The 26,494-nt window shown below is 47.9% G+C and carries 23 protein-coding genes; all 23 read right to left on the bottom strand.

The window, feature by feature from the left end; all coding sequences use genetic code 11:
* Nucleotides 1-9 precede the first annotated feature (9 nt).
* Nucleotides 10-1,734 carry an ABC transporter ATP-binding protein/permease gene (locus tag Q0612_RS07930; RefSeq protein WP_298883048.1) on the bottom strand — a complete coding sequence of 575 codons (1,725 nt, stop codon included), beginning with the start codon at nucleotides 1,732-1,734 and terminating at the stop codon, nucleotides 10-12.
* Nucleotides 1,735-1,898: 164 nt separating this feature from the next.
* A complete protein-coding gene (locus Q0612_RS07925) occupies nucleotides 1,899-3,029 on the bottom strand; it encodes a sodium ion-translocating decarboxylase subunit beta (protein ID WP_298883045.1) in 1,131 nt (376 codons plus the stop codon).
* 107 nt (nucleotides 3,030-3,136) lie between these two features.
* Nucleotides 3,137-3,526 (bottom strand): biotin/lipoyl-containing protein, encoded by a 390-nt coding sequence (locus tag Q0612_RS07920; RefSeq protein ID WP_021719200.1) that lies wholly within the window; start codon nucleotides 3,524-3,526, stop codon nucleotides 3,137-3,139.
* A 55-nt stretch (nucleotides 3,527-3,581) separates the two neighbouring features.
* A complete protein-coding gene (locus tag Q0612_RS07915) occupies nucleotides 3,582-3,932 on the bottom strand; it encodes an OadG family protein (protein WP_021719201.1) in 351 nt (116 codons plus the stop codon).
* A 60-nt stretch (nucleotides 3,933-3,992) separates the two neighbouring features.
* Entirely contained in the window at nucleotides 3,993-5,492 is a 1,500-nt protein-coding gene (locus tag Q0612_RS07910) for a carboxyl transferase domain-containing protein (protein WP_044483867.1), read from the bottom strand.
* Between the two features lie 161 nt (nucleotides 5,493-5,653).
* The gene (gene mce / locus Q0612_RS07905; RefSeq protein WP_021719203.1) at nucleotides 5,654-6,085 is read right to left on the bottom strand and encodes a methylmalonyl-CoA epimerase; all 432 of its coding nucleotides are present in this window, start codon (nucleotides 6,083-6,085) and stop codon (nucleotides 5,654-5,656) included.
* Nucleotides 6,086-6,120: 35 nt separating this feature from the next.
* On the bottom strand, nucleotides 6,121-7,059 hold the full coding sequence (gene meaB, locus Q0612_RS07900; protein WP_009145656.1) for a methylmalonyl Co-A mutase-associated GTPase MeaB: 939 nt from the start codon (nucleotides 7,057-7,059) through the stop codon (nucleotides 6,121-6,123).
* Between the two features lie 80 nt (nucleotides 7,060-7,139).
* Entirely contained in the window at nucleotides 7,140-7,529 is a 390-nt protein-coding gene (locus Q0612_RS07895) for a cobalamin B12-binding domain-containing protein (RefSeq protein WP_293690592.1), read from the bottom strand.
* 43 nt (nucleotides 7,530-7,572) lie between these two features.
* Nucleotides 7,573-9,222, bottom strand: coding sequence for a methylmalonyl-CoA mutase (locus Q0612_RS07890; protein ID WP_293827857.1), 1,650 nt, complete (start codon nucleotides 9,220-9,222; stop codon nucleotides 7,573-7,575).
* A 263-nt stretch (nucleotides 9,223-9,485) separates the two neighbouring features.
* Entirely contained in the window at nucleotides 9,486-11,024 is a 1,539-nt protein-coding gene (locus Q0612_RS07885; protein ID WP_293722725.1) for a succinate CoA transferase, read from the bottom strand.
* A 423-nt stretch (nucleotides 11,025-11,447) separates the two neighbouring features.
* Nucleotides 11,448-13,172 (bottom strand): NADH-dependent [FeFe] hydrogenase, group A6, encoded by a 1,725-nt coding sequence (locus Q0612_RS07880; RefSeq protein ID WP_367181712.1) that lies wholly within the window; start codon nucleotides 13,170-13,172, stop codon nucleotides 11,448-11,450.
* Nucleotides 13,173-13,186: 14 nt separating this feature from the next.
* The gene (nuoF, locus tag Q0612_RS07875) at nucleotides 13,187-14,977 is read right to left on the bottom strand and encodes an NADH-quinone oxidoreductase subunit NuoF (protein ID WP_298883020.1); all 1,791 of its coding nucleotides are present in this window, start codon (nucleotides 14,975-14,977) and stop codon (nucleotides 13,187-13,189) included.
* A gap of 78 nt (nucleotides 14,978-15,055) precedes the next feature.
* On the bottom strand, nucleotides 15,056-15,424 hold the full coding sequence (locus Q0612_RS07870; RefSeq protein ID WP_293693534.1) for a ferredoxin: 369 nt from the start codon (nucleotides 15,422-15,424) through the stop codon (nucleotides 15,056-15,058).
* 4 nt (nucleotides 15,425-15,428) lie between these two features.
* Complete coding sequence (locus tag Q0612_RS07865) at nucleotides 15,429-15,956, bottom strand: ATP-binding protein (protein ID WP_298883016.1); 528 nt, start codon at nucleotides 15,954-15,956, stop codon at nucleotides 15,429-15,431.
* Between the two features lie 25 nt (nucleotides 15,957-15,981).
* Nucleotides 15,982-16,491 (bottom strand): NADH-quinone oxidoreductase subunit NuoE, encoded by a 510-nt coding sequence (gene nuoE / locus Q0612_RS07860; protein WP_249747318.1) that lies wholly within the window; start codon nucleotides 16,489-16,491, stop codon nucleotides 15,982-15,984.
* 114 nt (nucleotides 16,492-16,605) lie between these two features.
* Nucleotides 16,606-17,376, bottom strand: coding sequence for a PHP domain-containing protein (locus tag Q0612_RS07855; RefSeq protein WP_298883012.1), 771 nt, complete (start codon nucleotides 17,374-17,376; stop codon nucleotides 16,606-16,608).
* A 3-nt stretch (nucleotides 17,377-17,379) separates the two neighbouring features.
* Entirely contained in the window at nucleotides 17,380-17,733 is a 354-nt protein-coding gene (locus Q0612_RS07850) for a serine kinase (RefSeq protein WP_210684901.1), read from the bottom strand.
* On the bottom strand, nucleotides 17,723-19,102 hold the full coding sequence (locus Q0612_RS07845) for a [Fe-Fe] hydrogenase large subunit C-terminal domain-containing protein (RefSeq protein WP_293390651.1): 1,380 nt from the start codon (nucleotides 19,100-19,102) through the stop codon (nucleotides 17,723-17,725). The genes Q0612_RS07850 and Q0612_RS07845 overlap by 11 nt, the downstream gene beginning before the upstream one ends.
* Before the next feature lie 28 nt (nucleotides 19,103-19,130).
* Nucleotides 19,131-19,574, bottom strand: a complete 444-nt coding sequence (locus Q0612_RS07840; protein ID WP_009145643.1) for an anti-sigma regulatory factor — start codon at nucleotides 19,572-19,574, stop codon at nucleotides 19,131-19,133.
* A 5-nt stretch (nucleotides 19,575-19,579) separates the two neighbouring features.
* On the bottom strand, nucleotides 19,580-19,933 hold the full coding sequence (locus Q0612_RS07835) for a DRTGG domain-containing protein (protein WP_367181711.1): 354 nt from the start codon (nucleotides 19,931-19,933) through the stop codon (nucleotides 19,580-19,582).
* A gap of 170 nt (nucleotides 19,934-20,103) precedes the next feature.
* Nucleotides 20,104-22,125 carry a DNA methyltransferase gene (locus Q0612_RS07830; protein ID WP_298883003.1) on the bottom strand — a complete coding sequence of 674 codons (2,022 nt, stop codon included), beginning with the start codon at nucleotides 22,123-22,125 and terminating at the stop codon, nucleotides 20,104-20,106.
* The gene (locus tag Q0612_RS07825; RefSeq protein ID WP_298883000.1) at nucleotides 22,125-25,064 is read right to left on the bottom strand and encodes a DEAD/DEAH box helicase family protein; all 2,940 of its coding nucleotides are present in this window, start codon (nucleotides 25,062-25,064) and stop codon (nucleotides 22,125-22,127) included. Before Q0612_RS07825 ends, Q0612_RS07830 begins: the two co-directional genes overlap by 1 nt.
* 116 nt (nucleotides 25,065-25,180) lie before the next feature.
* Nucleotides 25,181-26,467, bottom strand: a complete 1,287-nt coding sequence (locus Q0612_RS07820; RefSeq protein WP_298882997.1) for an O-acetylhomoserine aminocarboxypropyltransferase/cysteine synthase family protein — start codon at nucleotides 26,465-26,467, stop codon at nucleotides 25,181-25,183.
* Between the last annotated feature and the right edge of the window lie 27 nt (nucleotides 26,468-26,494).

Below are 26,494 nucleotides of genomic sequence, written 5' to 3'. Positions count from 1 at the left end.
AAAACCTCCTTATAATTTTTCAAAAGTAACTTGATGAGTTAATTTATTTAAGCGTAAAACAAGCTCGTGATATTTATTCAGCGTACTGCGATGACCGACACTTACAACAGTAGTCTGCTGTAAACGCTCCTGTAGCAGGCTGTACATAGTCGCCTCAGTGTCTTCATCCAAAGCAGAGGTTGCTTCATCCAGGAAAAGCCACTGTGGCTGCTGGATATGGGCACGTACAAAGGCCAAACGCTGCTGCTCACCGACAGAAAGCACATGGCTCCAGTCAGCCTCCAAATCAAGTTTATCCTTAAGATAACCAATCTGGCACAAATCCATCAGATAAATCAATTCAGTATCATCTATCGGTTTATTTCCCGGGTAATTAAGCGCAGCACGCAGTGTACCTAATGGCAGATAAGGCTTCTGCGGAATAAACATCAGCTTATCACGTGACGGAAGAAAGATTTTGCCGTCGACGAAGGGCCAGATACCGGCGATAGCACGCAGCAAGGTACTTTTACCGCTGCCGCTGACACCCTTAATCAAAACATTATGCCCCGGATGCAGAGTAAAGCTGATATTTTCCAGAAGCGGCTTTCCGTCCGGCAGATTTATCTGCATATCGTTAACCTCGACCACATCGGCAGCAGCAAAGCGTTCCACATGAAAGCGTTCCGCCTGCTGAGAAACCTCGTGCATATGATGGCCGAAGTAAGTTAAACGCATTACAACAGCCTGCCATTGAGCAATACTGCTATACATATCAACAAAATACGAAAGCGAATCCTGCACACGGCCAAAGGCACTGGCAACCTGCATCAGTCCGCCTAGTGTTACTTCTTTCGTAAGATAACGGTTCATGGCTACAACAAAGGGAAAAATGATAGCGATTTGAGAATAACCGGAATTTAAAAAGACAAGCTGTTTCTGTTTATTAACCAGTTTCCAGAAGTTATCCAAGAGCATTTTAAAGCGTAGCTTAAATACACTGCCCTCCTGCGCTTCACCACGGTAGAAGGCAACGCTTTCCGCACTTTCACGCAGGCGAATCATACTGAAACGGAAATCCGCCTCATATTTCTGTTGGATGAAGTTGATTTTTACCAGCTTGCGGCCAACAATGTGGGTAATATAGGTACCAATGACAGAATAAAGTAATGATGCCCACAGCATGTAGCCATTTATAGTCCACGTTTTGCCCATAAAGGTAAAGCTAAGACTGCCGGAAAGATTGTATAAAATGACAACAAAGGATGCAAACGTGCAAAACGCCTTGAGGATCCCTATGCCAAAGCTCAAGGTCATTTCAACAAACTGACGCACGTCCTCACTGATACGTTGGTCAGGGTTATCCGTATCCTTACCGAACATCTGCAGATTGTAGTATGTTTTGTTTTGCAGCCAGATGTCGATAAAACGCGTTGTCAGCCAACGACGCCAATTCAAAATCAATGTCTGCTGCAGATAATATGAGTATACTGCCAATAAGATATAAATGGCAGCTAACCACGAAAAATGAATGAGTTCATCAAAAATCTTCTTAGCATCATAGTTTTGCAAGGCACTGTAGAAGCTGTTATTCCACTGGTTAAGCAAAACAAGCATATAAACCACGCCAAGTGTAAGTGCTATAATACAGCCCAATAAAAAGAAAGCCTTTTTCTTCTCTTCGGATTGCCAATAGCTTTTAGTAAGATACCAGACATCCCTAAAAAACTGTCTGGTCAGATTAAATCGTTGCATATACTCAAGACTCCTCTTGTAAAGAAATGCTATTCAATTCTTGAACAGTTCTTTTTTATTATACTATAAATATTAGCCTAAGAGTATCGCCAACAATAAAATTTACATTTTAGATACAAAAAAGAGCTCACACTAATGTGTGAGCTCTTGAAGTTAGCTAATGATTATTTGCCAACAGGACCGATCATAGCCAGCATGGTACCTGCAGCAACTGCAGTACCGATAACGCCTGCTACGTTAGGACCCATAGCGTGCATCAGCAGGAAGTTAGCCGGGTTAGCTTTCTGACCAACTTTTTGAGATACACGAGCAGCCATAGGAACTGCGGAAACGCCAGCGGAACCAATCAACGGGTTGGTCTTGCCACCGTCTATCATGCACATCAGCTTACCGAAGATAACGCCGGCAGCAGTACCAGCTACGAATGCAACCAGGCCGAGAACGATGATCAGCAGAGTCTTAGCGTTCAGGAAAGATTCAGCGCTCATGGTCAGACCAGTACCGGTAGCCAGCATGATGGTAACAGTGTTCATCAGTGCGTTTTGTGCGGTGTCGGACAGACGATCCAGGCAACCAGCTTCTTTGAACAGGTTACCCAGCATCAGCATACCAATCAGAGCGGTTACGGAAGGTAACAGCAGAGAAATAACGATGGTGCACATGATCGGGAAAGCAACCTTTTCAAAGTGAGAAACCGGACGCAGCTGTTGCATAACGATCTTACGATCTGCTTCAGTGGTGAACAGTTTCATGATAGGAGGCTGAATCAGCGGAACCAGAGACATGTAGGAGTAAGCAGCAACTGCGATTGCACCTAACAGCTGAGGAGCCATTTTAGCAGCCAAGTAGATGGAAGTCGGGCCGTCAGCACCACCGATGATACCGATAGCAGCAGCTTCTTGTACGGTGAAGCCGAGCAGCATAGCGCCCAGCAGAGCTACGAATACACCGCCCTGTGCAGCAGCGCCCAGGAGCAGGGTTTTCGGGTTAGCCAGCAGAGGACCAAAGTCGGTCATAGCGCCTACGCCCAAGAAGATCAACGGAGGGAATACTTCGTGGTGAATACCATACATGATAACGGACATAACACCAGGTTCTTCGAAACCGTTTTTAGGAATGTTAGCAAGAATACAACCGAATGCGATCGGGGACAGCAGCAAAGGTTCGAAACCTTTACCAATAGCCATATAAAGCAGAACCAGACCTACAACGATCATGATTACGTGACCGCTGGTCAAAGCGGAGAAACCGGAATCTGCCCATACGGAAGACAAAGCAACGAGAAATGCTTCCATTTAATATCCTCCCAATTTTCAATTTGTGGAAGGGGCTCTGCGAAAAGCCCCCTCCAAAGATCAAGGGTATTTAAGACTTACTGATATTGCGAACTATCGAGTAAGAATTAGAGAACGATCATAACGTCGCCGGTAGCAACAGTTTGACCTGCGGAAACGCGAACGTCGGAAACAGTGCCATCAGCCGGAGCCATGATTTCGTTTTGCATTTTCATAGCTTCCAGAATCAGCAGAACGTCGCCGGATTTAACAGCGTCGCCAGCTTTTACGTTAACGGACAGAACTTTGCCCGGCATAGGAGCGGAAACGGTGGTTGCACCAGCAGCAACCGGAGCAGCAGCTTTCGGAGCCGGAGCCGGAGCAGCTTTCGGAGCCGGAGCAGCAGCCGGAGCCGGAGCAGCTTTCGGAGCAGCTTTCGGAGCGGAAGCAACAACGCCTGCTTCTTCAACTTCAACTTCGTATGCGGTACCATTTACGGTGATAGTATACTTTTTCATGGATATAATCCTCCTTAAAATCTCGTTTTTTAATTAAAATTGCAAACTATATGCATTAGAAGCATTCTTTACGAACGCTAATAGCTTCAACACGACTGCTTACAGTCCATGCAGATTTAGCATCAATACGACGTACGCAAGCGATTTGGTCTGCGCTAACGCCGCAAGCTGCTACTGCTGCAGCGATAACAGCGATAATTTCGCTATCATCTTGAGCTGCTGCAACCGGAGCTGCAGCGGGAGCTGCTGCCGGTGTAGGAGCTACTGCCGGTTTAGCAACTTTTTTTTTAGTCGGATCGATAACTTGGAGTAAGTTCATCAATATGCCCAGAGCGATCAGTACGCCGAATACGATGGTCATATTGATTAAAGCAATCAACCAAGGATTAGTAGTAACAGGACCCATTTATTTCACCTCATCTTATCTTAAAATAGGTTGTTTAAGCACTAAGCAACTGCTTGTGAATTACAAAGGAATGTTGCCGTGGCGTTTTGCCGGACGGGTTTCGCGTTTGCTTTCCAGCATTTGCAGAGCGTTGATGATGGTGGGACGAGTATTTTTCGGTTCGATAACCATGTCAACCATGCCGCGCATTGCTGCTTGGTACGGAGTAGCGAAGTTGTCGATGTACTCTTTAGTCTTAGCTTCAACATCAGGATCTTTACGGAAGATGATGTTAGCAGCACCAGCAGGACCCATAACTGCGATTTCAGCGGTCGGCCATGCGATAACTTGGTCAGCGCCCAGGTCTTGAGAGCACATTGCCAGATAGGAACCGCCGTAAGCTTTACGGGTAACCAGAGTGATTTTAGGAACAGTTGCTTCAGAGTAAGCATACAGCATCTTAGCGCCGTGACGGATAATGCCGCCGTATTCTTGGTTGCAGCCAGGCAGGAAGCCAGGAACGTCAACCAGGTTCAGCAGAGGAATGCCGAAAGCGTCGCAGAAGCGGATGAAACGAGCGGATTTATCGGAAGCGTTGATATCCAGGCAGCCAGCCATAACTTTCGGTTGGTTAGCAATGATACCTACGGTTTGACCATCCATACGAGCGAAGCAAGTGATGATGTTGGTTGCCCAGTATTTTTGGTTTTCATAGAATTCGCCGTTATCTACGATAGATCTGATTACATCATACATATCGTAAGCGTGGTTGGAGTTGTCCGGCAGCAGAGTGTTCAGGCTGTCGTCGGTACGCATCGGGTCATCACCAGTCTCTACGATCGGAGCACCTTCAACGTTGTTGGAAGGCAGGAAGGAGAGCAGGTAACGGATTTGTTGCAGGCAGTCTTCGTCGTTTTCAGCAGCGAAGTGAGCAACACCGGAAGTGCTGTTGTGGGTCATAGCGCCACCCAGTTGTTCTTGGGTTACATCTTCACCGGTAACGGATTTAACTACTGCAGGGCCGGTAATGAACATTTTGGAAGTGTTCTTTACCATGTAGATGAAGTCGGTCAGTGCCGGGCTGTATACAGCGCCGCCAGCGGAAGGACCCATAATTGCAGAAATCTGAGGAACTACGCCGGAAGCAATGGTGTTCTCGAAGAAGATTTTACCATAGCCAGCCAGAGCGTCGATAGCTTCTTGGATACGAGCACCGCCGGAATCGTTCAGGCCAACCAGCGGAGCACCCATTTTCAGTGCCAGGCGTTGTACTTTAACGATTTTAGCAGCATGCATTTCGCCGAGGGAGCCACCTTCAACGGTGAAGTCCTGTGCGAATACATAAACCAGACGGCCATCGATGGTGCCGTAACCGGTGGTTACGCCTTCACCAGGCAGTTCTTTCTTTTCTTGACCGAAGTTGTAGCAACGATGACGTACAAAACGGTCGAGTTCTACGAAGGAACCTTCGTCGAGGAGAGCAGCGATTCTTTCACGAGCAGTCATTTTGCCGGATTCATGTTGTTTAGCAACACGTTTTTCGCCACCAGCAGCCAGAATTACTTCGGCTTTTTTGAGCATTTTCTCAATTTTTTCTTGAGTAGACAAATCTTACACCTCCATCATTATTGGGAGAACAAATTTATACACAGATGCTGAAGATATATCACTTGTATATCTCCAGCATTATGTAGCTTAAATTATGGGACCTTAAATCGCCCTAAATCTACGCAGCTAATAAATTAGTCTTTGTAGGTTGCAGCCGGTTGGCACAGCTCAAGCAGCAGGCCAGCGGATTTCGGATGAACGAAAGCAATTTTCATTTGGCCAGCACCATTACGAGGAGCTTTGTCGATCATGCGAACGCCAGCTTCGGTCAGGTCAGCGATAGCTGCTTTGATGTCGTCAACGCGCAGAGCCATATGTTGGATGCCAGGGCCGTTTTTAGCAATGTATTTGCCGATAGGACCATCGTTGTTTTCAGTGATATCAACAAGGAGCTCAATCAGGGTCTCGCCGCAGGGAACAAATACGGTAGCAACACCTTGTTCTTTAACTTCTTCAGTACCGGTAGCTTTCAGGCCCAGTACCTCAGTGTAAATTTTTGCAGCTTCTTCCAAGGTACCAGCGCAAGCGATACCTACATGGTCAACACAAATAGTTTTGAATGCCATAATAAATTCCTCCTAAAATTGTTTTTATTGGTGGTTTATTTTAAAACCTTACCAACAATATCATCAACGACAGAGTACGGCTCAATCTCGCGGGACTGCATTTTAACAACCAGGTTGTCAAATTCATCCGTTTGAATGACGTTCTTGTCGATGTAGCGATTTACATGGTCATTAAGCATAGCGGTAACCTCGTTTTTAATACGAGCTTTACGGATATCGTTTAATTTACCACTCTCAATCAAATATGCCTTGTGAGCCTCAATAGAGTCCACAACAGCCTCTATACCTTCACCCTTGCTGGCAATGGTCCTGTTAATCGGAGGACGCCAGCCAACATGTTCGGGATTTAATTCGAGCATCATCTCAATCTCAATGTTGAGCTTGTCTGTACCTTCACGATCAGCTTTGTTAATCGTGAACAGGTCACCGATTTCAAGTATACCTGCTTTAATAGCTTGGATATCGTCGCCCATGCCAGGAATTACTACTACCATAGTAGTATCTGCGGTCTTTACAATGTCAACCTCAGATTGTCCTACGCCTACGGTTTCAACGATAATTACATCCATGCCGAAAGCATCCATTAATTTAACAGCGTCACCTGCTTTTTGAGACAGGCCGCCAAGGCTGCCGCGAGTTGCCATAGAGCGTACAAAAATGCCCTCGTCTGCGGTCAGATCCATCATTCTGATACGGTCGCCTAAGATAGCGCCGCCAGAATACGGGCTAGTGGGGTCAATTGCTACGATACCTACGGTCTTGCCGCGTTTACGGTATTCCTTAGCCAATTTATCAGTCAGAGTACTTTTACCAGCACCCGGAGGGCCGGTGATACCAATTACATAAGCATTACCAGTATGAGGATAAATCTCTGTCATAATTTTGACAGCATCATCGTATTCATTTTCAACAGCAGTGATTGCTTTAGATAATGCAAGACGAGAATGATTTAATAACTTATCTACTATTTCCATAATTCACACCGCCTTGTTTTGGATAGTGAATATTTTATAAGGCAAGCCGGGACAAACCCGGCTTGCTTTAAGGGATAAAATTATTTTACGTTAGCGTTGATGAAATCAACAATTTTGCTGGTCGGGGTGCCCGGAGTGAATACTTCAGCAATGCCAGCAGCTTTCAGGCCAGGGATGTCAGCGTCAGGAATAACGCCGCCGCCGATAACCAGAACGTCGGTCAGGCCTTTTTCTTTCAGCAGTTCAACTACTTTCGGGAAAAGGGTGTTGTGAGCGCCGGACAGCAGGGACAGTGCAACAACGTTTACGTCGTCTTGCAGAGCAGCTTCAGCGATTTGTTCCGGAGTCAGACGGATACCGGTGTAGATAACTTCAAAACCAGCGTCGCGCAGAGCACGAGCTACAACTTTAGCACCGCGGTCATGGCCATCCAGACCCGGTTTAGCAACTAAAACTTTAACGTTAGCCATTATAGTTTACCTCCGTATATTGGTTGTGTTTACAAATTACAAATTAGAGAGTGGTATGAGGTTGGTATTCGCCGAATACTTTTCTCATTACGCCGCAGATTTCGCCTTCGGTTGCGTATGCACGAACTGCATCCAGAATCAGAGGCATCAGGTTTACATTTTCATCTGCGCAGCCAGCTTCCAGAGCTTTCAGAGCAGTTTCTACAGCAGCGTTGTCACGGCGAGCTTTCAGAGCAGCAATCTTTTCAGCTTGCAGCTTGCCTACAGAACCGTCTACGCGCAGCAGGTTTTTCGGAGCTTCTTCTTCTTGAGTGAATTTGTTAACGCCAACGATGATACGGTCGCCTTTTTCGATTTCCATCTGCCATTTGTAAGCAGAGTCTTGGATTTCTTTTTGGATGTAGCCTTTAGCGATTGCTTCAGGAGCGCCACCGATTTCGTCAATTTTCTTAATGTATTCCCAAGCTTCAGCTTCGATCTTGTCGGTCAGAGCTTCTACATAGTAGGAGCCGCCCAACGGATCAACGGTGTCAGCTAGGCCGGATTCGTAAGCAACGATTTGTTGGGTACGCAGAGCGATGGTTACAGACTCAGTGGTCGGCAGTGCCAAAGCTTCGTCTTTGGAGTTGGTGTGCAGGGATTGAGTACCACCCATTACAGCAGCAGCAGTTTGCAGAGCAACACGAACGATGTTGTTGTTCGGTTGTTGAGCAGTCAGCATGGAGCCAGCGGTTTGGGTATGTACACGCAGCATCATGGATTTCGGTTTTTTAGCACCGAAACGCTCTTTCATAACTTTGGACCATACACGACGGGAAGCGCGGAATTTAGCAACTTCTTCGAGTACGTTGTTATGAGCATTCCAGAAGAAGGACAGACGGCCTGCAAATGCGTCAACGTCCAGACCAGCTTTGATAGCAGCTTCTACATAAGCGATACCATCAGCAATGGTGAATGCGATTTCCTGAGAAGCGGTGGAACCAGCTTCACGGATATGGTAACCGGAGATGGAAATGGTGTTCCACAGCGGTACGTTCTTGGAGCAATATTCAAAAATGTTGGTGATCAAACGCATGGACGGTTTCGGCGGGAAAATGTAAGTGCCGCGAGCAGCATACTCTTTCAGAATATCGTTCTGAATGGTACCACGCAGTTTGTCAGCGGAAACGCCTTGTTTCTCAGCTACTGCAATGTACATAGCCAGCAGTACGGAAGCAGGAGCGTTGATGGTCATAGAAGTGGATACTTTATCCAGGGAAATTTGGTCGAACAGGATTTCCATATCAGCCAGGGAGTCGATAGCTACGCCTACTTTACCAACTTCGCCTTCAGCCATCGGATCGGTGGAATCATAACCGATCTGGGTCGGCAGGTCGAATGCGCAGGACAGGCCGGAACCACCGTTAGCCAGCAGGTAACGATAACGTTTGTTGGATTCTTCAGCGGTGGAGAAACCAGCATACATACGCATGGTCCAGAAACGGCCACGATACATGGTCGGTTGAACACCACGGGTGTAAGGATATTCACCGGGGAAGCCCAGTTTAGTCATGTAGTCAAAGTTTTCACCAAGATCTACCGGGGTGTACAGTCTGTTAGGAACCAGGTTTGCGCGTTCAGGGTTTTTTACCAGTTTAGCTTCAACTTCAGCATGATATTTTTCTAAACCAGCTTTAATTTCTTCAAATGCCATTCTCAAATCCTCCTTAAAATATTTGTGTTTCATATTTCGGATTGGACGGTTCCGAAATGATGGTGAGAGTGTTCCGTCTATGACGGCTATATATGGCAAAGTCTAGGGTGAGACTTCGTCAACTGAATTTATCAGGCAAAGCCTTGGGTGAGGCTCTGTCTATATATACCTGCCGGCGGGAATCTCACCCACCGGCAAGCACATTACATAGTTTAACCTATTTTGCAAAACTTAACAAGGGGTTTCGCAAAGTTTTTTTAAAATTATTTACCTTCAACCATGCCTTCCATGGAACCGGTTTCAGCGAACAGTTTGTAGCAATCGAATGCTTCTGCCAGGATGTGCGGGGTTTGGCTGTTGCCGCAAGCTTCGCAAGCGCGTTTGAAGTAGTCATACAGCCAAGGTTGATATTTCGGGTTAGCAATCTGATCGATGATGATCGGAGCTTTTTCTTTCGGGCTCAGGCCACGCAGGTCAGCAACGCCACGTTCGGAAACGATAACGTCAACGTCCAAAGTAGCATGGTCGATATGGCTGCAGAACGGAACTACGGAAGAAATCTTGCCGCCTTTTGCCAGGGAGTTGGTGAAGAATACGGTCAGGTAGCCGTTACGAGCGAAGTCGCCGGAACCACCAACGCCGTTCATCAGCTTGGTGCCGCAAACATGAGTGGAGTTTACGTTACCATAGATATCAACTTCAATAGCAGTGTTCATTGCAATTACGCCGATACGACGAGCAACTTCAGGGCTGTTGGAGATTTCTTGCGGACGGAGCAGCAAGTATTTTTTGTAGTGTTCTACGTTCTCGTAGAATTTCTTTTGGCACTCAGGAGACGGAGTCAGAGCGGTACCGGAAGCAACGCGGAGTTTACCAGCGTCGATCAGGTCGAACATACCATCTTGAATAACCTCAGTGTAAACGGTCAGGTCTTCGAAATCGGAGTTAACCAGACCATTGATAACTGCGTTAGCAACGGAACCTACGCCAGATTGCAACGGCAGCAGGTTTTTCGGCAGACGGCCTTCTTTAACTTCGTTTTTCAGGAAGTTAACGAGGTTAGCGCCCATATGTTTAGCGTCGTCATCGATTTCGCCCAGCGGACGAACGATGTCAGGACGGTCGCAAGGAACTACTGCAACGATTTTTTCTACTTCGCAAGGAATGTAGGTAGTACCGATGCGGTCTTCCGGAGCGGTGATAGGAATCGGTTGACGATTCGGAGGATCCAGAGGAATATAGGAGTCATGCATGCCTTCCAGGCCTACCGGTTGGGTGGTGTTAACTTCAACGATAACTTTTTTAGCACCAGCTACATAGGAAGAGCTGTTGCCCATGGAAGTGGTCGGAATCAAGCCAACCATGCCATTGCCGAGGTCATTGATTTTGCAAACTTCAACGATTGCAACATCCGGACCGGTCGGACGGCCAGCCATGTAACCATAGCGAACCATTTGAGCCATGTGAGACAGATGAATATCAGCGTATTTTACTTTGCCAGCGTTGATAGCTTTACGCATGGTGCCGTTGGTCTGGTAAGGCAGACGACGGTCAATGATGTCAGCTTCAACCATTGCTTGGTCAATTTCAGGACCAACAGATGCGCCAGTCCAAACGTTAACTTTGAAAGGAGTTTTTTTGCCCTTTTCAGCAAGAGCCAGAGGAACAGCTTTCGGATAGCCAGACGGGGTGAAACCGCTGACACCTAAATTGTCACCATCTTTTACGAATTCTGCAGCAGCTTCAGCGCTCATCACTTTATCAGCTACTACGTCACAAATGCGATCTTTAATATCGATCATGTTTACCTTCCTCCTTTTAATTAGGACATTGTGTTTTATAAGGGTGTTACCCCTGTGCATATAACTTATCAGCAATGCCTTGTGACATTACAAATAAGATATTACCTGTTTTCAAGCACTTCACAAATATTTCATACTTGACTATTTAGTCATTTCGACATATAACAGAAAACTCCTGCTTATGCTATAAATATTTTTTTAAATGCTTCTTTTGTTCTGCTACAATTATAACACATTTTCAGAAAAACTTCACTTTTTTCTGTCAAATTTTTCCTGTGTTTTACATAGCAGGTAAAATGCACTCAACGCTATATATAATACCAGCAAAATTGTAACACTGCAAGCTTTTTCTTTACAAATTTACAAAACACCCCCTTCTTTCTGCGGAAAAAAAGGGGGTTTTGTATTATCCAGATAGAACAATTAACGATTTTGCGCGTGGTAATGTGTGTGCAGTAGACTATGAGCCTTCTCAGAAAGAGGTTTGCCTAACCACGTATCATAAAGTGTTTTTATTTCCGGGTTTTCATGCGATTTTCGTAATTCGCTTGTACGGTCGCAGTTAAAAATCGCTTCACGGCGTTTTTCCCTGATGGAAGCATCCACCGGCACAGGCTGACCACCACCGCCGATGCAGCCACCCGGGCAGGCCATAACCTCAATAAACTGGTAGTCTGCAGTTCCTGTCTTAATGCGTTCCAGCATCATCCTGGCAGATTTAAGCGTATGTACTACAGCAACCTTTACAGCTGTACCTGCAACATCAATAACCGCCTCGCGTGTCTGCTCCATGCCGCGTACTTCATTATATTCAACCTTAGGCAGCTCCTTGCCGGCAACAACCTCGGCCACAGTACGCAGAGCCGCTTCCATTACGCCACCGGTCGTACCGAAGATAACGGCAGCGCCGGTACCGGTACCCAGCGGAGAATCAAACTCTGCCTCCTCCAGCGCATTAAAGTCAATACCAGCCTCACGGATCATGCGTCCCAGCTCGCGTGTAGTGATAACCACATCTACATCGCGATAGCCGCTGGCGCACATTTCCTCACGTGCAGCCTCCGCCTTTTTCGCAGTACAGGGCATTACGGACACACTGACTATTTTTGCCGGATCAATGCCTGCACGTTCAGCAAAGTAGGTTTTGGCAACAGCACCAAACATCTGCTGCGGAGATTTGGCAGTAGACAGATGCGGCAGCAGCTCAGGATATTTCAGCTCAATCATATTTACCCAGCCCGGACTGCAGGAGGTAATCATCGGCAGCACGCCACCGTTCTGCAAGCGCTGCAGGAACTCATGACCTTCCTCCATAATCGTCAGGTCGGCAGAGAAGTTGGTATCAAAAACCTTATCAAAGCCTAAATGACGCAATGCTGCTACCATTTTGCCGGTAACAACCTGACCTGCCGGAATGCCCAGCTCCTCGCCCAGAGCAACACGCACTGACGGAGCAGTTTGTACTACAACAACCTTCTCAGGATTGTTGATTGCATCCCAAACCTTGTCGGTATCATCTTTTTCCACGATAGCGCCTGTCGGGCAGACATCAGCACACTGGCCGCAGTAGGTGCAGGCACTGTTGAGCAGGTCATGCTCAAAGGCTGTGGATACCATGGTATTGAAGCCACGGCCGGCAAAGCTGTAAACGCTCATGCCCTGCACATCACGGCAAACACGAATGCAGCGTCCGCAGAGAATGCATTTTTCCTGATCGCGTACCAAAGAAGGATTACTGTTGTCAATAGTACGCGCCCTTGTTTCGCCACCCTCGAAGCGCAGCTTACGCACGCCCAGATCAGCGGCAATTTTCTGCAGCTCGCAGTCGCCATTCTTCTGACAGCACAGGCAGTCCTTCGGGTGATTGGTCAAAAGCAGCTCCAGCACAGTTTTGCGTGCTTCGCGTACCTTAGATGTATTGGTTTTTACTACCATACCCTCGCTTACAGGATATACGCAGGAAGCAACCAGAGTGCGCGCACCGCTAGCTTCTACCATACACAGGCGGCAGGCACCCTCCGGACGCAGGTCCGGATGATAGCACAGTGTAGGAATATAAATACCTGCGCTGCGTGCAGCCTCCAGAACGCTGGAGCCTGCGGGGGCCTGAATCTGTTTTCCATCTATTGTCAAATTAACCATCTGCATCATCAGTCCCCTCCTTATGCTTTGCTGATTGCCTTAAACGGGCACACCGTCATGCAGGCACCGCATTTAATGCATTTATTCTGATCAATAACATGTTTTGCTTTCGGTGAACCGCTGATAGCCTGTACCGGGCACTGACGGGCGCACAGACCGCAGCCGCGGCAGGCATCGCTGATTTCGTAATGTAGCATCTTTTCGCAGACGCCTGCAGGACAGCGCTTCTCTTTGATATGCGCCTCGTATTCATCTCTGAAATATTTCAGGGTGCTCAAAACAGGGTTGGGAGCGGTTTGTCCCAAGCCGCAAAGAGCTGTTTCCTTGATATTCTTGGCAAGGTTTTCCAGCAGCTCGATATCGCCCTCGCGTCCCTGTCCTTCCGTAATACGGGTAAGGATTTCCAGCATACGCTTCGTGCCTTCGCGGCAGGGAGTACATTTACCGCAGGATTCCGACTGCGTAAAGTTCAAGAAGAACTTGGCAACGTCAACCATGCAGGTATCCTCGTCCATAACAACAAGGCCACCACTGCCCATCATAGCACCGGCAGCAATCAGGGAATCATAATCGACCGGCAAATCCAGCATGCTTTCAGGCAGACAGCCGCCGGACGGACCGCCGATCTGTACAGCCTTAAACTTTTTGCCGTTGGTAATGCCGCCGCCGATATCATAAATAATCTCGCGCATGGTAATACCCATCGGCACCTCTGCCAGACCGGTGTTATTGATTTTGCCGGTCAAAGCGAAAACCTTGGTGCCTTTGGATTTTTCGGTACCAAGCTGGCAGTACCAGTCTGCACCGTTAACGATAATCTGCGCAACATTGGCAAAGGTTTCTACGTTGTTGATATTAGTCGGCTTGCCCCACAGGCCGCTGACCGCAGGGAATGGCGGACGCGGGCGCGGCATACCGCGCTTGCCTTCGATAGAAGCCATCAGGGCAGTTTCTTCGCCGCAAACAAAGGCACCGGCGCCTTCTTTGATATGAATAGTAAAGCTGAAATCGCTTTCAAAAATATGCTCGCCTAACAGGCCCATTTCTTCAGCCTGAGCAATGGCGGTACGCAAGCGTTTGATAGCCAGCGGATATTCCGCACGTACATAGATATAGCCTTCATCCGCACCCATAGCATAGCCGCAGATAGCCATGCCTTCCAATACACGGTGCGGGTCGCCCTCCAGAACGCTGCGGTCCATAAATGCGCCCGGGTCGCCCTCGTCCGCATTACAGATAACATACTTTTTATCGCTCTCGGAGTTTTTGGCAAACTGCCATTTCATACCGGTCGGGAAGCCGCCGCCGCCACGACCGCGCAGGCCGGATTTTTTGACCTCGTCCACAACCTCCTGCGGAGTCATCTGCGTAACAGCCTTAGCCAATGCCTCATAACCGCCTACAGCGATATACTCTTCAATAGCCTCCGGGTTAATCGCACCGCAGTTAGCCAATACCAGGCGATGCTGCTTTTTGTAGAAGCCGATTTCAGAATAACGCGGAACCTGCTCCTGATTGATGGGTTCGCGATAAAGCAGACGCTGTACGATGCGTCCTTTATATAAATGTTCTTCAACGATGGTTTTAACGTCCTCCGGCTTTACACCGCAATAGAAGGTGCCTTCCGGATAAACGATAACCAGCGGTCCGTGCTCGCAAAAGCCATGGCAGCCTGTTTCAACAACCATAACCTCATCCTGCAGGCCGAACTTTTGCAGCTCTCTGGCAAAAGTCAGCTGGATTTCCTTCGAGCCGTTAGCCTTACAGCCCGTACCGCCACACACTAAAACGTGAGCTCTTATATGCTGCATAATATTTTTCCTCCACCTGTTTTGTTTACAAGCTATGATACATCAGCTTCTCCAACTACTGTGTACCCTGCCTGCGGCTTATTCCTGATCCAGCCTGCCTACGACAAGCTCTTCCACAATGTGACCGTTTACTACATGCTCTGCGATAATTTTGGGCACAGCCTCCGGGGTTACCTTGCCATAGGTAATGCGTGCTTCACCCGGACGCACTACATCCACGAGCACCTCTTTTTCGCACATACCGATACAACCTGTCTGCTGCACCTGCACATCAAACAAATGACGCTTGTTCAGCTCCTGCAGGATAGCGCTCATAACCTCACGCGCACCGGCAGCAATGCCGCAGGTACCCATACCTACAATAATTTTTGTACCTGAACTCTGACGCAGCTTGATATCTGCTTTCAGCTTATCTCTCAAAGCGTGTAAATCCGCTAAGCTTTTCATTCGTTTATACCTCCTTACCCTGCACCTGTGCCATCTGCTCCTGCAAATAGGCTCCCAGCCAGGCATATATTTCAGGATTGGCAAAGTCACACGCTTCGCCTAATATTTCTCTGACCTCCTGCGTTCTGAACACCAGCGAGCCGTTGGCGCCGTTATAGGCAAATTCCAGCTCCAGCTGCGGCGCCCCCGCCAACAGCACCTGCACACTGCTCACAATATCTCCCAGCGGAGGCCGGTCAATATTATCTGCCACAAAATATGCAGTCAGCTCAGTTCCCTTTCCGGGCGCAGACTGCAGCTCCAAGTGTCCGCCGCATTGCTGCGTAACCATATCGATAAAGGGAATTCCCATGCCTACCTTTCTGGTAGTACGGCTGGTAACAAAGGGGTCGCGCACCCGCTGCAGCATCTCGCTATCCATGCCCTTGCCGTCATCGCGGACGCTGAAAACAAAGTACCCCTGTTCATTTTCGCTGACAGTCAGCCAGATATGACGGGCACCGGCAGCCACAGAATTTTGGGCTATATCCAAGATGTGTAATGCCAGCTCCCGCATTTTATTTATACCTTGCCAAGATGCCTGCCAGCTTATCGGTAGTCAGGCGTCCATGCGTATCGTCGTTAATCTGCATAACCGGCGCCAAACCGCAGGCACCGATGCAGGCTACGGTTTCCAGTGTAAAGCGCAGGTCATCGGTCGTATGTCCTGCTTTAATGCCCAACTGCTTTTCCAAGGCCTGCAGAATTGTTTTGCCGCCGCGCACATGGCAGGCAGTTCCCTGGCAGACGCGGATAACATTGCGTCCGCGCGGATTAAGATGGAACAATGAATAAAAGGTTACTACGCCGTAAATTTCGGAAATCGGCGTACCTGTTTTATCGGCAATATACTCCAGTACATCCTTAGGCAAATAGTTGTACAGGTTCTGCACTTCCTGCAGAATAGGAATCAACGGTCCCTTAACATCTGCGTATTTTTCCAGAATGGCATCTATACGCTGCTTTTCCGGATTATCGCCGCCGCAGCAGCTACATTTACGCTCAAGACGGTTTTCACTATTGTTCATACTACCCCTCCTCTAAAGGATTTTTTGTAAACTTACCAACTCAGTATACCATTTTACAAGCAAATGCACAATACTATTTATGTTATTTTCGCTATATAGCATACTCTATTTGCATTATTCTTTACAAAAATCTGAAAATTGTCCCACCAGGACAGAACGCATCCCTTTACCTGCCAAGGCCAATTTCAGCTCTGCTATCGTTAATTCCTCTACATGAAGCAGGTTTTTCGGTCCCTGCACAAAATCATAAATATTATGTGCATCGGAATCCGTAATAAACGGCAGATAGCCTGCCAGACGCTGCAGCTTCGACTGCAGCTTGCGCTGCCAGCCTGCTGCAGAAATTTCGGCAGCAGCAAAGCCGAAGTCCGGCTCAATAAAGCCCAGCTGTCCCAAAATGCTGTAGGAAGGACGGTCGATATGAGCGGCAATGGTAAGGCCGCCCAAGGCTGCAACCTGCTGCACCACCTGCGCCGCTGTCAGTGACAGCGGTGCGTGCAGCAGGCGCTGCTCCTCGCGCACAAACTCGTCCTCGGCATCTACTACATACTGAGCACCGAAACGTTCCGCATCATTCAGCATACCGTTCATATGCTCATCAACTACCAGCTGCCAGCTCTTCAGCTGCTCCAGCGTGTCAAACAGCGCCACAATATGCGCCTCTTCACTGCTTTCCACTTCCATACCGGGAAATACCTTCACGCCGTAGCGCTGCGCTGCCTCCAGCGCAGCCGGCACGTTGGCACTGGCGTTATGATCGGTAATAGCAACAGCGCCAATGCCATACTCGGCGGCACGCATCACAATATGATGCGGTGTCATCTCTACCTCGGCACAGGGCGAAAGCAGCGTATGTACATGTAAATCCGCCAGAACTGTCTGCATTGCTTAGTCCTTCTTGCCAACACCCAATTCGTACAGCTTGCCGATAACCTCAAAGGCAGGCTCTTCGGTTGCTGCAACAACTACATCATTCAGATTTGCCTTATGCAGTGTATCCTCCGCTACCGGACCGTCGCCTGCTACGATAACTGCCGCAAAGCCAATCAGCGAAGCAACGGCAGCAACATTCTGATGTCCCTGCATCGTTACCCAAACCATACCGGGCTGACCCTGGCCCATTGCATTACTCAGTAAATCGGAAGCATAACCGCCTTCTACCTCTGCATATAAAGCGTCTTCGCTTACATCCTTAGTCAGAAGCTTCAAATCAAGCTTCTCAATCATTTCTTTAACCTTCATCGTTGTCTGCCTCCGTTTTATTTATTTCTGCCGGCTCGTGATAAATAGGTATCTGCTTAGCCAGCTCCAACATGCCCTGTGACAATTTATGTACACTGGCACGCAATTTAAAAATACAATCTATTTCATGCGCCTTGCCCTGCACGATATCCTCCGCCAGTCCCTGGCAGCTGGGCGCACCGCAGGCACCGCAGTCCAGACCAGGCAAGGAGCAAAGCACCTCTTCCATGCGCTCGAACTTTTTCATCGCTTCCATGATATCATCATCAAGCTGCATCATCGGACGCGCCACCAGCTTCTTGCGATAGGCCTCCGAATGCGGGAAATCCTCCAGCACCATCGTGCGCGCCATAGCTTCACGCCTGTCCGCCGGCTCCTGCTCCCGCAGGCCTGCGATACGCCTGCGCAAATTGCATTCTGCCACGAACTTGTTTTCTGCTGCAAGAAGGCCGCCCAGACAGCCTCCTTTGCAGGCACTGCATTCCACATAATCAAGCTGCGGCATTTTATTCATAGAAACCTGCTCCAGCAGGTCATACACATTATCAATGCCATGAATTGCCAGACCATTGGTAATACCGGCGCTTTCAATTTCGCCGCCATAGGTTCCCCAGGCCATGCCATAGGAAGAACCGGTGCGCACATTCAGCTCATGCGTGCCGCCAAGATTCTTCAGTAGCAGTCCGTAAATCTCCGACAGGCTGAAGCTGCCGGTAAGCTCTGTATGATGCACATCTACCGACTGGCGGATATTAGTTTCCTTGGAAGGACAGGGCGAGATAAACCATACTCCTATCAGCTCCTTCGGCAGCTGCTTGCGCGCCGCCGCTTCACGCTTCACATAAATTGCGGCAGCCTCTGCCGGCGGCAGCACAGGCACCACCTGCTTAATCAGCTCGGGGAACTTTACCTGAATCAGGCGCATAACTGCGGGACAGGTAGATGAAATCAACGGCTTGCGTCCGTTGCTGTTCTTTTTTACATATTCTTCTATTTCCAGGGCGATATACTCCGAAGCCAGTGAAACATCAAAAATTTCATCAAAGCCTATATTATGCAATCCCTGCCATATGCTTTCCAACGGTATATTATCCGGGAACTGCGCATACAAAGAGGGTGCGGGCAGCACAATATTATAAGCATAATCAGCCAAGCCCTCCAACGTATCTGTTTTCACGCTAAAGGCATGGTAAGGACAGCCTGCAGCACAGGCACCGCAGTCAATGCAGCGGTCTCCCAAAATCTCCGCCTTGCCGTTGCGTACGCGGATGGCCTCTGTCGGACACAGCTTGACGCAGGATACGCAGCCCTGACATTTATTCCGCTGCAATTCCACCGAATGGAAATATGTTGTTGGTTGAGGAGCCATTGCGTATCACCTCGTTTCCTAAAATCTCTTACAAATCCTCGCTCTGGTGCTTGAACTGCATCGTGATGCAGGTTCCTTCACCCACCTTGGACTGAATATCAAACTTATCGGAGCACTTTACCATATTAGGCAGGCCCATGCCGGCGCCAAAGCCCATCTGACGCACATAATCAGGCGCAGTAGACCAGCCCTCCTGCAAGGCCTTATTGATATCAGGGATGCCGGGGCCGTGGTCGGTTACAGTAATAACCGTAGCATCCGGGAAAACCTCAGCCGCTACATTGCCGCCGCCGGCGTGAATGATAACATTCATCTCCGCTTCATAGGTACCAATGGCAATACGACGCACAATATCTGCCGGAATTCCCAGGCGCTGCAGCATTTTTTTTATTTTAGAAGAAGCTTCGCCTGCGCGTTCAAAATCGCCGCCCACGCAGTCAAATGCTAATTTTACTGATTTACTGTCTGTCATTTTTCTTACTCCTTTTTGCTGCAGCCACGGATACCTGCTCCGTAAAGAATGCCGCATGCTTCAAATAAGGTATAATCGGTAGCCAGAACCGGCAGATTATTTTCCGCCGCCGCTGCCACAATATCAGCATCAGGCACCTTTCCACGCACAAATACCAGTGCGCTCAGCTCCGTCATATCGGCGGTGCGCACTACCTGCATATTCGTCAGTCCCGTGCACAGCAAGGTGTTGCGTTTGGTAAAGGCCAGAACATCGCTCATCATGTCACTGCCGCAGCAGGATTCAATTTTGCGGTGCATCAGCTCACTGCCGGTCAGAACCTTGGCCTGCAGCAGCTTTTGTACATTATACAAATCCATACACATAGCCCCTTCCTCCATTTATTACAGCTTTATCTAAGCAAAATATCTGTTTTTTGCCAGACTTGATTACATTTATTGTACACTTTAATAAGCAAGATGTAAATAAATAGTATAGCATAACTACGCAAAAAAGAAGACCGGCCCACAGGACCAGCCTTCAAACTTCACTATAAAAGCCACAGGCTTTCATCACCGCAAATATTACGCAGCTTTATGCGCAAAGGTTTATTAGCAGACGTAATGCTTCCGTCCCACAGCTCCTTTGTTTTTACACCGTCGCGAATGACGTAGCCAAACTTATCCAGCTTGATTTCCGTCGTTGAATGCCAGACAGCGCCCTTCTCGGCACTTTCGCAGTCCACGCTTATGTATTCAATCAGCTCCAGGCCTTCCTCGCTCAGCAGCAATGGCTTAAAGGCCCCGGGCTTTTTCTGGTTCAGCTTGCCCTTTTGATTATAAGCGTCAATTTTTTGCTGTACTCTGTCGCTCGCAAAGCAATCCACACTCACCCTATAAATTGGCAAAACGCCTTCCACCGTTTCGCTCACCGTAAACTCTGCTTCATCCGCAATAACAACATCGTCAAGCACAGCCTTCAAATCGCGCAACTCAATCTTAACCAGCGTGCTGTCATCATCAGCGATAAATTTCTGCACGCCTACTTTATCTTCAATGTCCACATAATAAACGATAACCTTTTGCACACTGTCCGGCAAGTCAGGAATCGCTTCGTGGATAATGCGGTTGACCAGCACCTTGTCCAACACACGACTTGCGCTGTCCATCAGGTTAGGCACATATACAGGAACCATGCCCAACTTGCTGTCATGAATGCTTCCCTCCCAAAACTCATCCACTGCGTCCTCGTTGCGCAGACCGGGGATAAGGCTTTTGATTTTATCCATCGTCTGTACGGGATTGCGGTACAGCGACACGCCGTCCTTGATTTCCAGCACCTTAAAGGCTGCCTTCGCCGCTGCTAGCCTGTCGCGTGCTGTCTGAATGCTGTTGATACCGATGTCACCGTGAATAAAGCTGCGCCCCAAGCGGTTCGCCACCGCCGCCGTCACGCCGCTGCCGCCAAAGAAATCGGCTACGACCATGCCCTCGTCGCTACTCGCTTTGATGATGCGTTCAAGCAGAGCTTCGGGTTTTTGTGTTGCGTAACCAACAGCCTCTTTTGCTCTACCAGCAACATAAGAAACATCAGTCCAATTATCGCTTAAAGGCACTCCCGGTAATTCATCCATAAATACTATTCTACAACGCTTTATTGGCTTTCCGTCTTTACCTAAACGAATTCTACCATGACTATTAGGTACTTCTGTTTGTGGAGCATTCCACATTGCTTCAAGTTTTTCAGGAGTTGTTCTCCACCTTGCCACAGTTCCATGAAAGTCATAAGCATTCATTCTATTTTGCGGATCTAACATATTTTCAAATTTATAATATCTTCCTGACGGAGCTTTAGTCCATTCACTATCAATATACTCCTCTGTATAATCTGTATATTGAACATTAAATTTATAATCATCCGACTTTGTATAGAAAAAAATATAATCTTTTACTCTACTATAGTTTCCCACACTATCGTTATGAGATGCTGTACGGACCCACGTAATTTCGTTTCTAAAATTCTCTTCTCCAAAAATCTCGTCTAATAAAATCTTCACATAATGTCCGATATGCCAGTCCAAATGCACATAAATGCTCGCCGTATCGCTCATTACGCTCTTAATCGCCAGCAGATTCTCGTACATCCAGTTCAGATATTTTTCCTTATCCCAAACGTCGCCGTACATCTTCTCTTCAAAGGTGCGCAGCTCCTCGCTGTCCACCTGCGTTTCGGCCTGCGCGATAGACTCGGCTACCTTGGGATTGCGGCGCAGATAAATTTTCTTGGCATAATCAGCACCACTGGCGAAGGGCGGATCAATATACACAAGGTCGACGCTGATTCCCTGCTCCTTCAGATAAGCGCAGGTGCTCACGCACTCGCCGCGAATAACCATATTCCCGCTGTCGCTGCCCACCTGCTCTGTTTCCTGCACCTCGTACAAAGGCATTCCGCGCAAAAGGTGAGCGTTGATGTCGTTCGCTCCCTTATAGCGCAGCGTGCGCCGGAAATTATTTAAAATCGCCTGACCTTCAATCGGTTCAGGATAAAACGGTATATACTCAACTGCCATCAGTCCGCCTCCTCAAAAAAGCTGTCCACCATCGTCGCCATGCGTTCCCAGCGCGCATTTTCGCTCAGGCTGTCCTCCAGATACAAATAATCAAAGCGTTTATAGCCATATTCAGCATTATTTGCCGGCGTAAAATACTTTTCCACAAAAGCTCGGCGCTTCAAAAAATTTTTATCCTGCGCATAAAGGATGCCCTTTGTTTCAACAATCAGCGCCTTGTGTATCTTATTTTCCTTGCGCTCGATGATCAAAAAATCCGGCGTATATAGGCCAACGTAACGCCAATGTCCCTTGCCACCTTCATAGCAGCGGATTTTGAACTCCGTCAGCTCGCCATCGCCATTATAATAAACCTCCAGCCTTTTATGCTGCACGGTTTTTAATTTAAAGACCTCATCAAAGAACCTTTGCTCAAAGCTGCTGTCTGTCTTATAGGGCAGATAGTGATAGCTGCATAAACGTCTGGCATCAGGCTCGTTAGTATATTCCTGACGCACTTTTTCCGCCAGCTCATGCTCTCCCAAGGATTCCAGCAAATCTATCTTCTTCTGTTTATCCTCCGGCAGCGCCAAAATGCCCTTGTCTGCCTCCATAATTTTCTGCACCAGCTGCTGCTCCGGTATAAACCTCGCAACATCCACAGCATTCGTCATAACCTTAGGCGTAAAGTGCTCCACCTGTAAAAGTCTTGCCTCTTGCGGCAGCTTTTCTTCCTTCACAACAAAATCTCGCACCGGATAAAAAGCCTTTCTGATATTGCTGTTGACAGCTTCAATATTAAACCTGCCACTGAAGCGCGTAACCTCGCCCTCCTTGACGGTTATCTTGCTAAATAAGCTACGCAGCTCCTTTTCATAGGCACGCAGCATTTTCATTGTAACGCTGCCAAAGCTGCCCTTAGATATAGCATAAAGCCAATTATTAAAGGTTGTCACCCTGCCATAGCGGACAAAATACTCTTCATCATGCTCAGGGCGTTTGTCATAACCATAACGCTCCACCACATCATTAACGCCCCTGCCACTGAAATCAGTCTGCGTCGTCACATAAACCTCTTGCGCCAGCGCATCACCTGCCGCCATAGCAATACGCTCAGCCGTATGTGCATCCTCATCCTGCGTAAAGGTTTCGTAGCGCACATTCAGCTGGCAAAATTCCACCTTAGGCAAATGCAGATATTGCGTGCGGTCGAAGCGGTCTAAAATAATATTATTGGCCAGGCCACCACGTTCAAATTCCGTAATATCAATATGATGCTGCTTTTTAAGCTGCTTGTTCAGCAAATCGCCATTGCTCTCATTTAGATAAATAAGCGCTGTTTCCTGCGTATGCTTATCCACCTGACGCAGGCAGCGGCAGCTTGTCTGCAGCACCATGTTATTAGGACAAGCACCGGCCTGCGACAAAACAACCCCAGTAAGGCTTGTACAATCCCAGCCCTCTTTACCAATCTGTACTAGAAGAATTATTTTGATTTTGCTAATTGGATTATCCAATGTCGCAAACTCCAGACGTGCTCGCTCCGGAGCCTTGTATTCCTTATTTCCTTCATGGAATTTCAAAACGACTTCTTCAGGATTCAAGCCATAATTACGCACCACGCGCTCCACTACAGGATAGATTTCTTCCTCCAGCTTTTCAATACGTCCGCAATAAATGCCCAGCTTGGCACAGCAGCCATTGCTGTACACCTTATCCTTGTATCTGTCTAAAAATAAACGCACACCGGCCTCTACAATTTCGCTGCTATCAGCATTTTTGGCAATCTTCACTTCAGGCTTTTTCAAAAAGTTGCCAATACCATTAACAAGAGCATAATAATAAACGATATTGCTAATTTCCTGAGTACCGATGGCAAGGGTATCGGTAACGGCAAGCTTCTCCTTCTTATCCAGATATGGCGTTCCGCTAAAGCCGACTACACTGTTGAATGAGCCATTCTCCGCCCACTTATTGACGACAGCACGCAGCTTAATTTCATCGCTCACAGCATGATGCACCTCGTCAATATAAATCGCTAATTGCGGAATTTTACCGATAAGATTACGCAGCTCATTCGCCAGCCTGTCTTTTTCATCAGCGGAATCAACATACAAATTAATATTTCCGCCCTTGTCCGCCTGAACCCTGTCTAAGATAACTTTTTCCGCATTAGTCACCGCAACCAGACCAAACAAATCGTCAAATGGCTGATGTAAGGCTAGCTTCTGTACATTAGGATTTTTAACCTTATTAGATTTTTTCTCCGTCTTGCTCTGATCAAGTACCTCAAAAATAAGCAGCTTGCGCAAATTAGAAGCTACAGGCTCTGGAATTATCCATGAAGTATCAAAATTCTTAATTGTTTTCAGGCTTGGTACAACAGATGATTTTAACCCAGAAGGAGCAAAAACAATAAAATTATGTGCAAAAGCAGTATTTGACGGCTCGTTCATAGCAAAATATAAATCAAGATAGATGAAAATGGCCATCAGATACGTTTTGCCTGCACCCATAGGCAGACTAAAAAGATAATCCGTATAGCTTACGCCATAGAAAGCATCTCGCCAAACCTTTGCGTAATCAATGCTCTCCGGTGTATCCTTGATTGCCTGAACGACCTTTGCCGAAAGCATATTTCCGCTATCATCCTTCAGCGAAGCATATTCATATAAAGCCAGCGCCGCCTTATTCTTCTGCAAGCAGCTGCGCGCAGCAACAGATAATGGCATGGCATCAAGCTCTGCTTCCGTCAGCGTATTAAATGTTCCATCAATAAAAAGCTGAGCTAAATTTTTATTGCCACAGGCTATTTTCAAATAAAGATATGTCTTTATCGCTTCTATTTGCACATCTCGCAACATTCCACGCTGCAAAATATATTTCAGCAAATCAGCAACAGGGCACAGCCTATCCGCCAGCCACGCATCACGCTTGCGCTCAATTAATTTGTAAAACACGAGCCGCCCTCCTATAAAAATATTTTTACTCTATTATACCATTATAAAAATAAAAAAGATACGGAAAGCCGCAAAATATGTACTGCTTTCCGTACCGCTAGAAATTTTAATACTTTTTACTCAATGCCTGCCAAAGCCTGCTGCAAATCTGCCAGCAAATCCTCCTTATCCTCCAGACCGCAGGACAGACGCACCAAGCCTGCAGGAATACCGGCCGCCGCCAGCTGCTCATCCGTCATCTGGCGATGCGTTGTAGTTGCCGGGTTCAGGCAGCAGGTACGCGCGTCGGCAACATGCGTTTCAATTGCCGCCAGCTGCAAGCGCTTCATGAATGCTTCCGCCGCCTTGCGTCCTCCCTTCAGGTTGAAGGAAACTACGCCACAGCCGCCGTTGCCCAGATATTTTTGCGCAAGAGCATAATATTTATTGGACTTCAGTCCGGGGTAATTGACATATTCAACCTGCGGCTGCTGCTCCAAAAATTCCGCTATAGCCTGAGCGTTTTCTACATGGCGTGGCATACGCACATGCAGCGATTCCAAGCCAAGATTCAGGATGAACGCACTTTGCGGCGACTGCATAGCACCGAAATCACGCATCAGCTGCGCCGTAGCCTTGGTAATAAAAGCACCCTCCTTGCCAAACTTTTCGGCGTAGGTAATTCCGTGATAGGATTCATCCGGTGCACACAGACCGGGGAACTTGTCGGCATGCGCCAGCCAGTCGAACCTGCCACCGTCGATAATAGCACCGCCCAGGCAGGCAGCATGACCATCCATATACTTCGTAGTAGAATGCGTTACAATGTCTGCGCCCCATTCCAGCGGGCGGCAGTTAATCGGTGTCGGGAAGGTGTTATCCACGATCAGAGGCACACCATGACGATGCGCAGCGTTGGCAAATTTTTCAATATCCAGCACCGTCAATGCGGGGTTAGCAATAATTTCGCCAAACACAGCCTTAGTATTATCCTGAAAAGCAGCGTCCAGCTCCTCGTCCGTAGCATCGGGAGAAACAAATGTCGCTGTTACGCCCATCTTCGCCAGCGTTACGTCAATCAGATTATAGCTGCCGCCGTAAATCGAAGAAGAAGCAACAATATGGCTGCCCGCCTCGCAGATGTTGAACAGGGCAAAGAAGTTCGCCGCCTGTCCGGAGGATGTGAGCATTGCTGCAGCGCCGCCCTCCAGCTCCGCAATCTTAGCTGCTACGAAATCGCAGGTCGGGTTTTGCAGGCGGGAGTAAAAATATCCTGTAGCCTCTAGGTCGAACAGCTTGCCCATCGCCTCGCTTGTATCATACTTAAAGGTAGTGGATTGGATAATCGGAATCTGGCGCGGTTCGCCGTTGCCCGGTTTGTAGCCGCCTACTAAGCATTTGGTATTGATTTTAAGATCACTCATTTTCTATCGCTCCTTTAACAATTTATC

This window comes from uncultured Phascolarctobacterium sp. (genome assembly GCF_937920985.1).
Classification (GTDB): Bacteria; Bacillota; Negativicutes; order Acidaminococcales; family Acidaminococcaceae; genus Phascolarctobacterium_A.
Note: the sequence above shows the minus strand (reverse complement) of the source record. Positions and strands in the feature narration are given on the sequence as shown.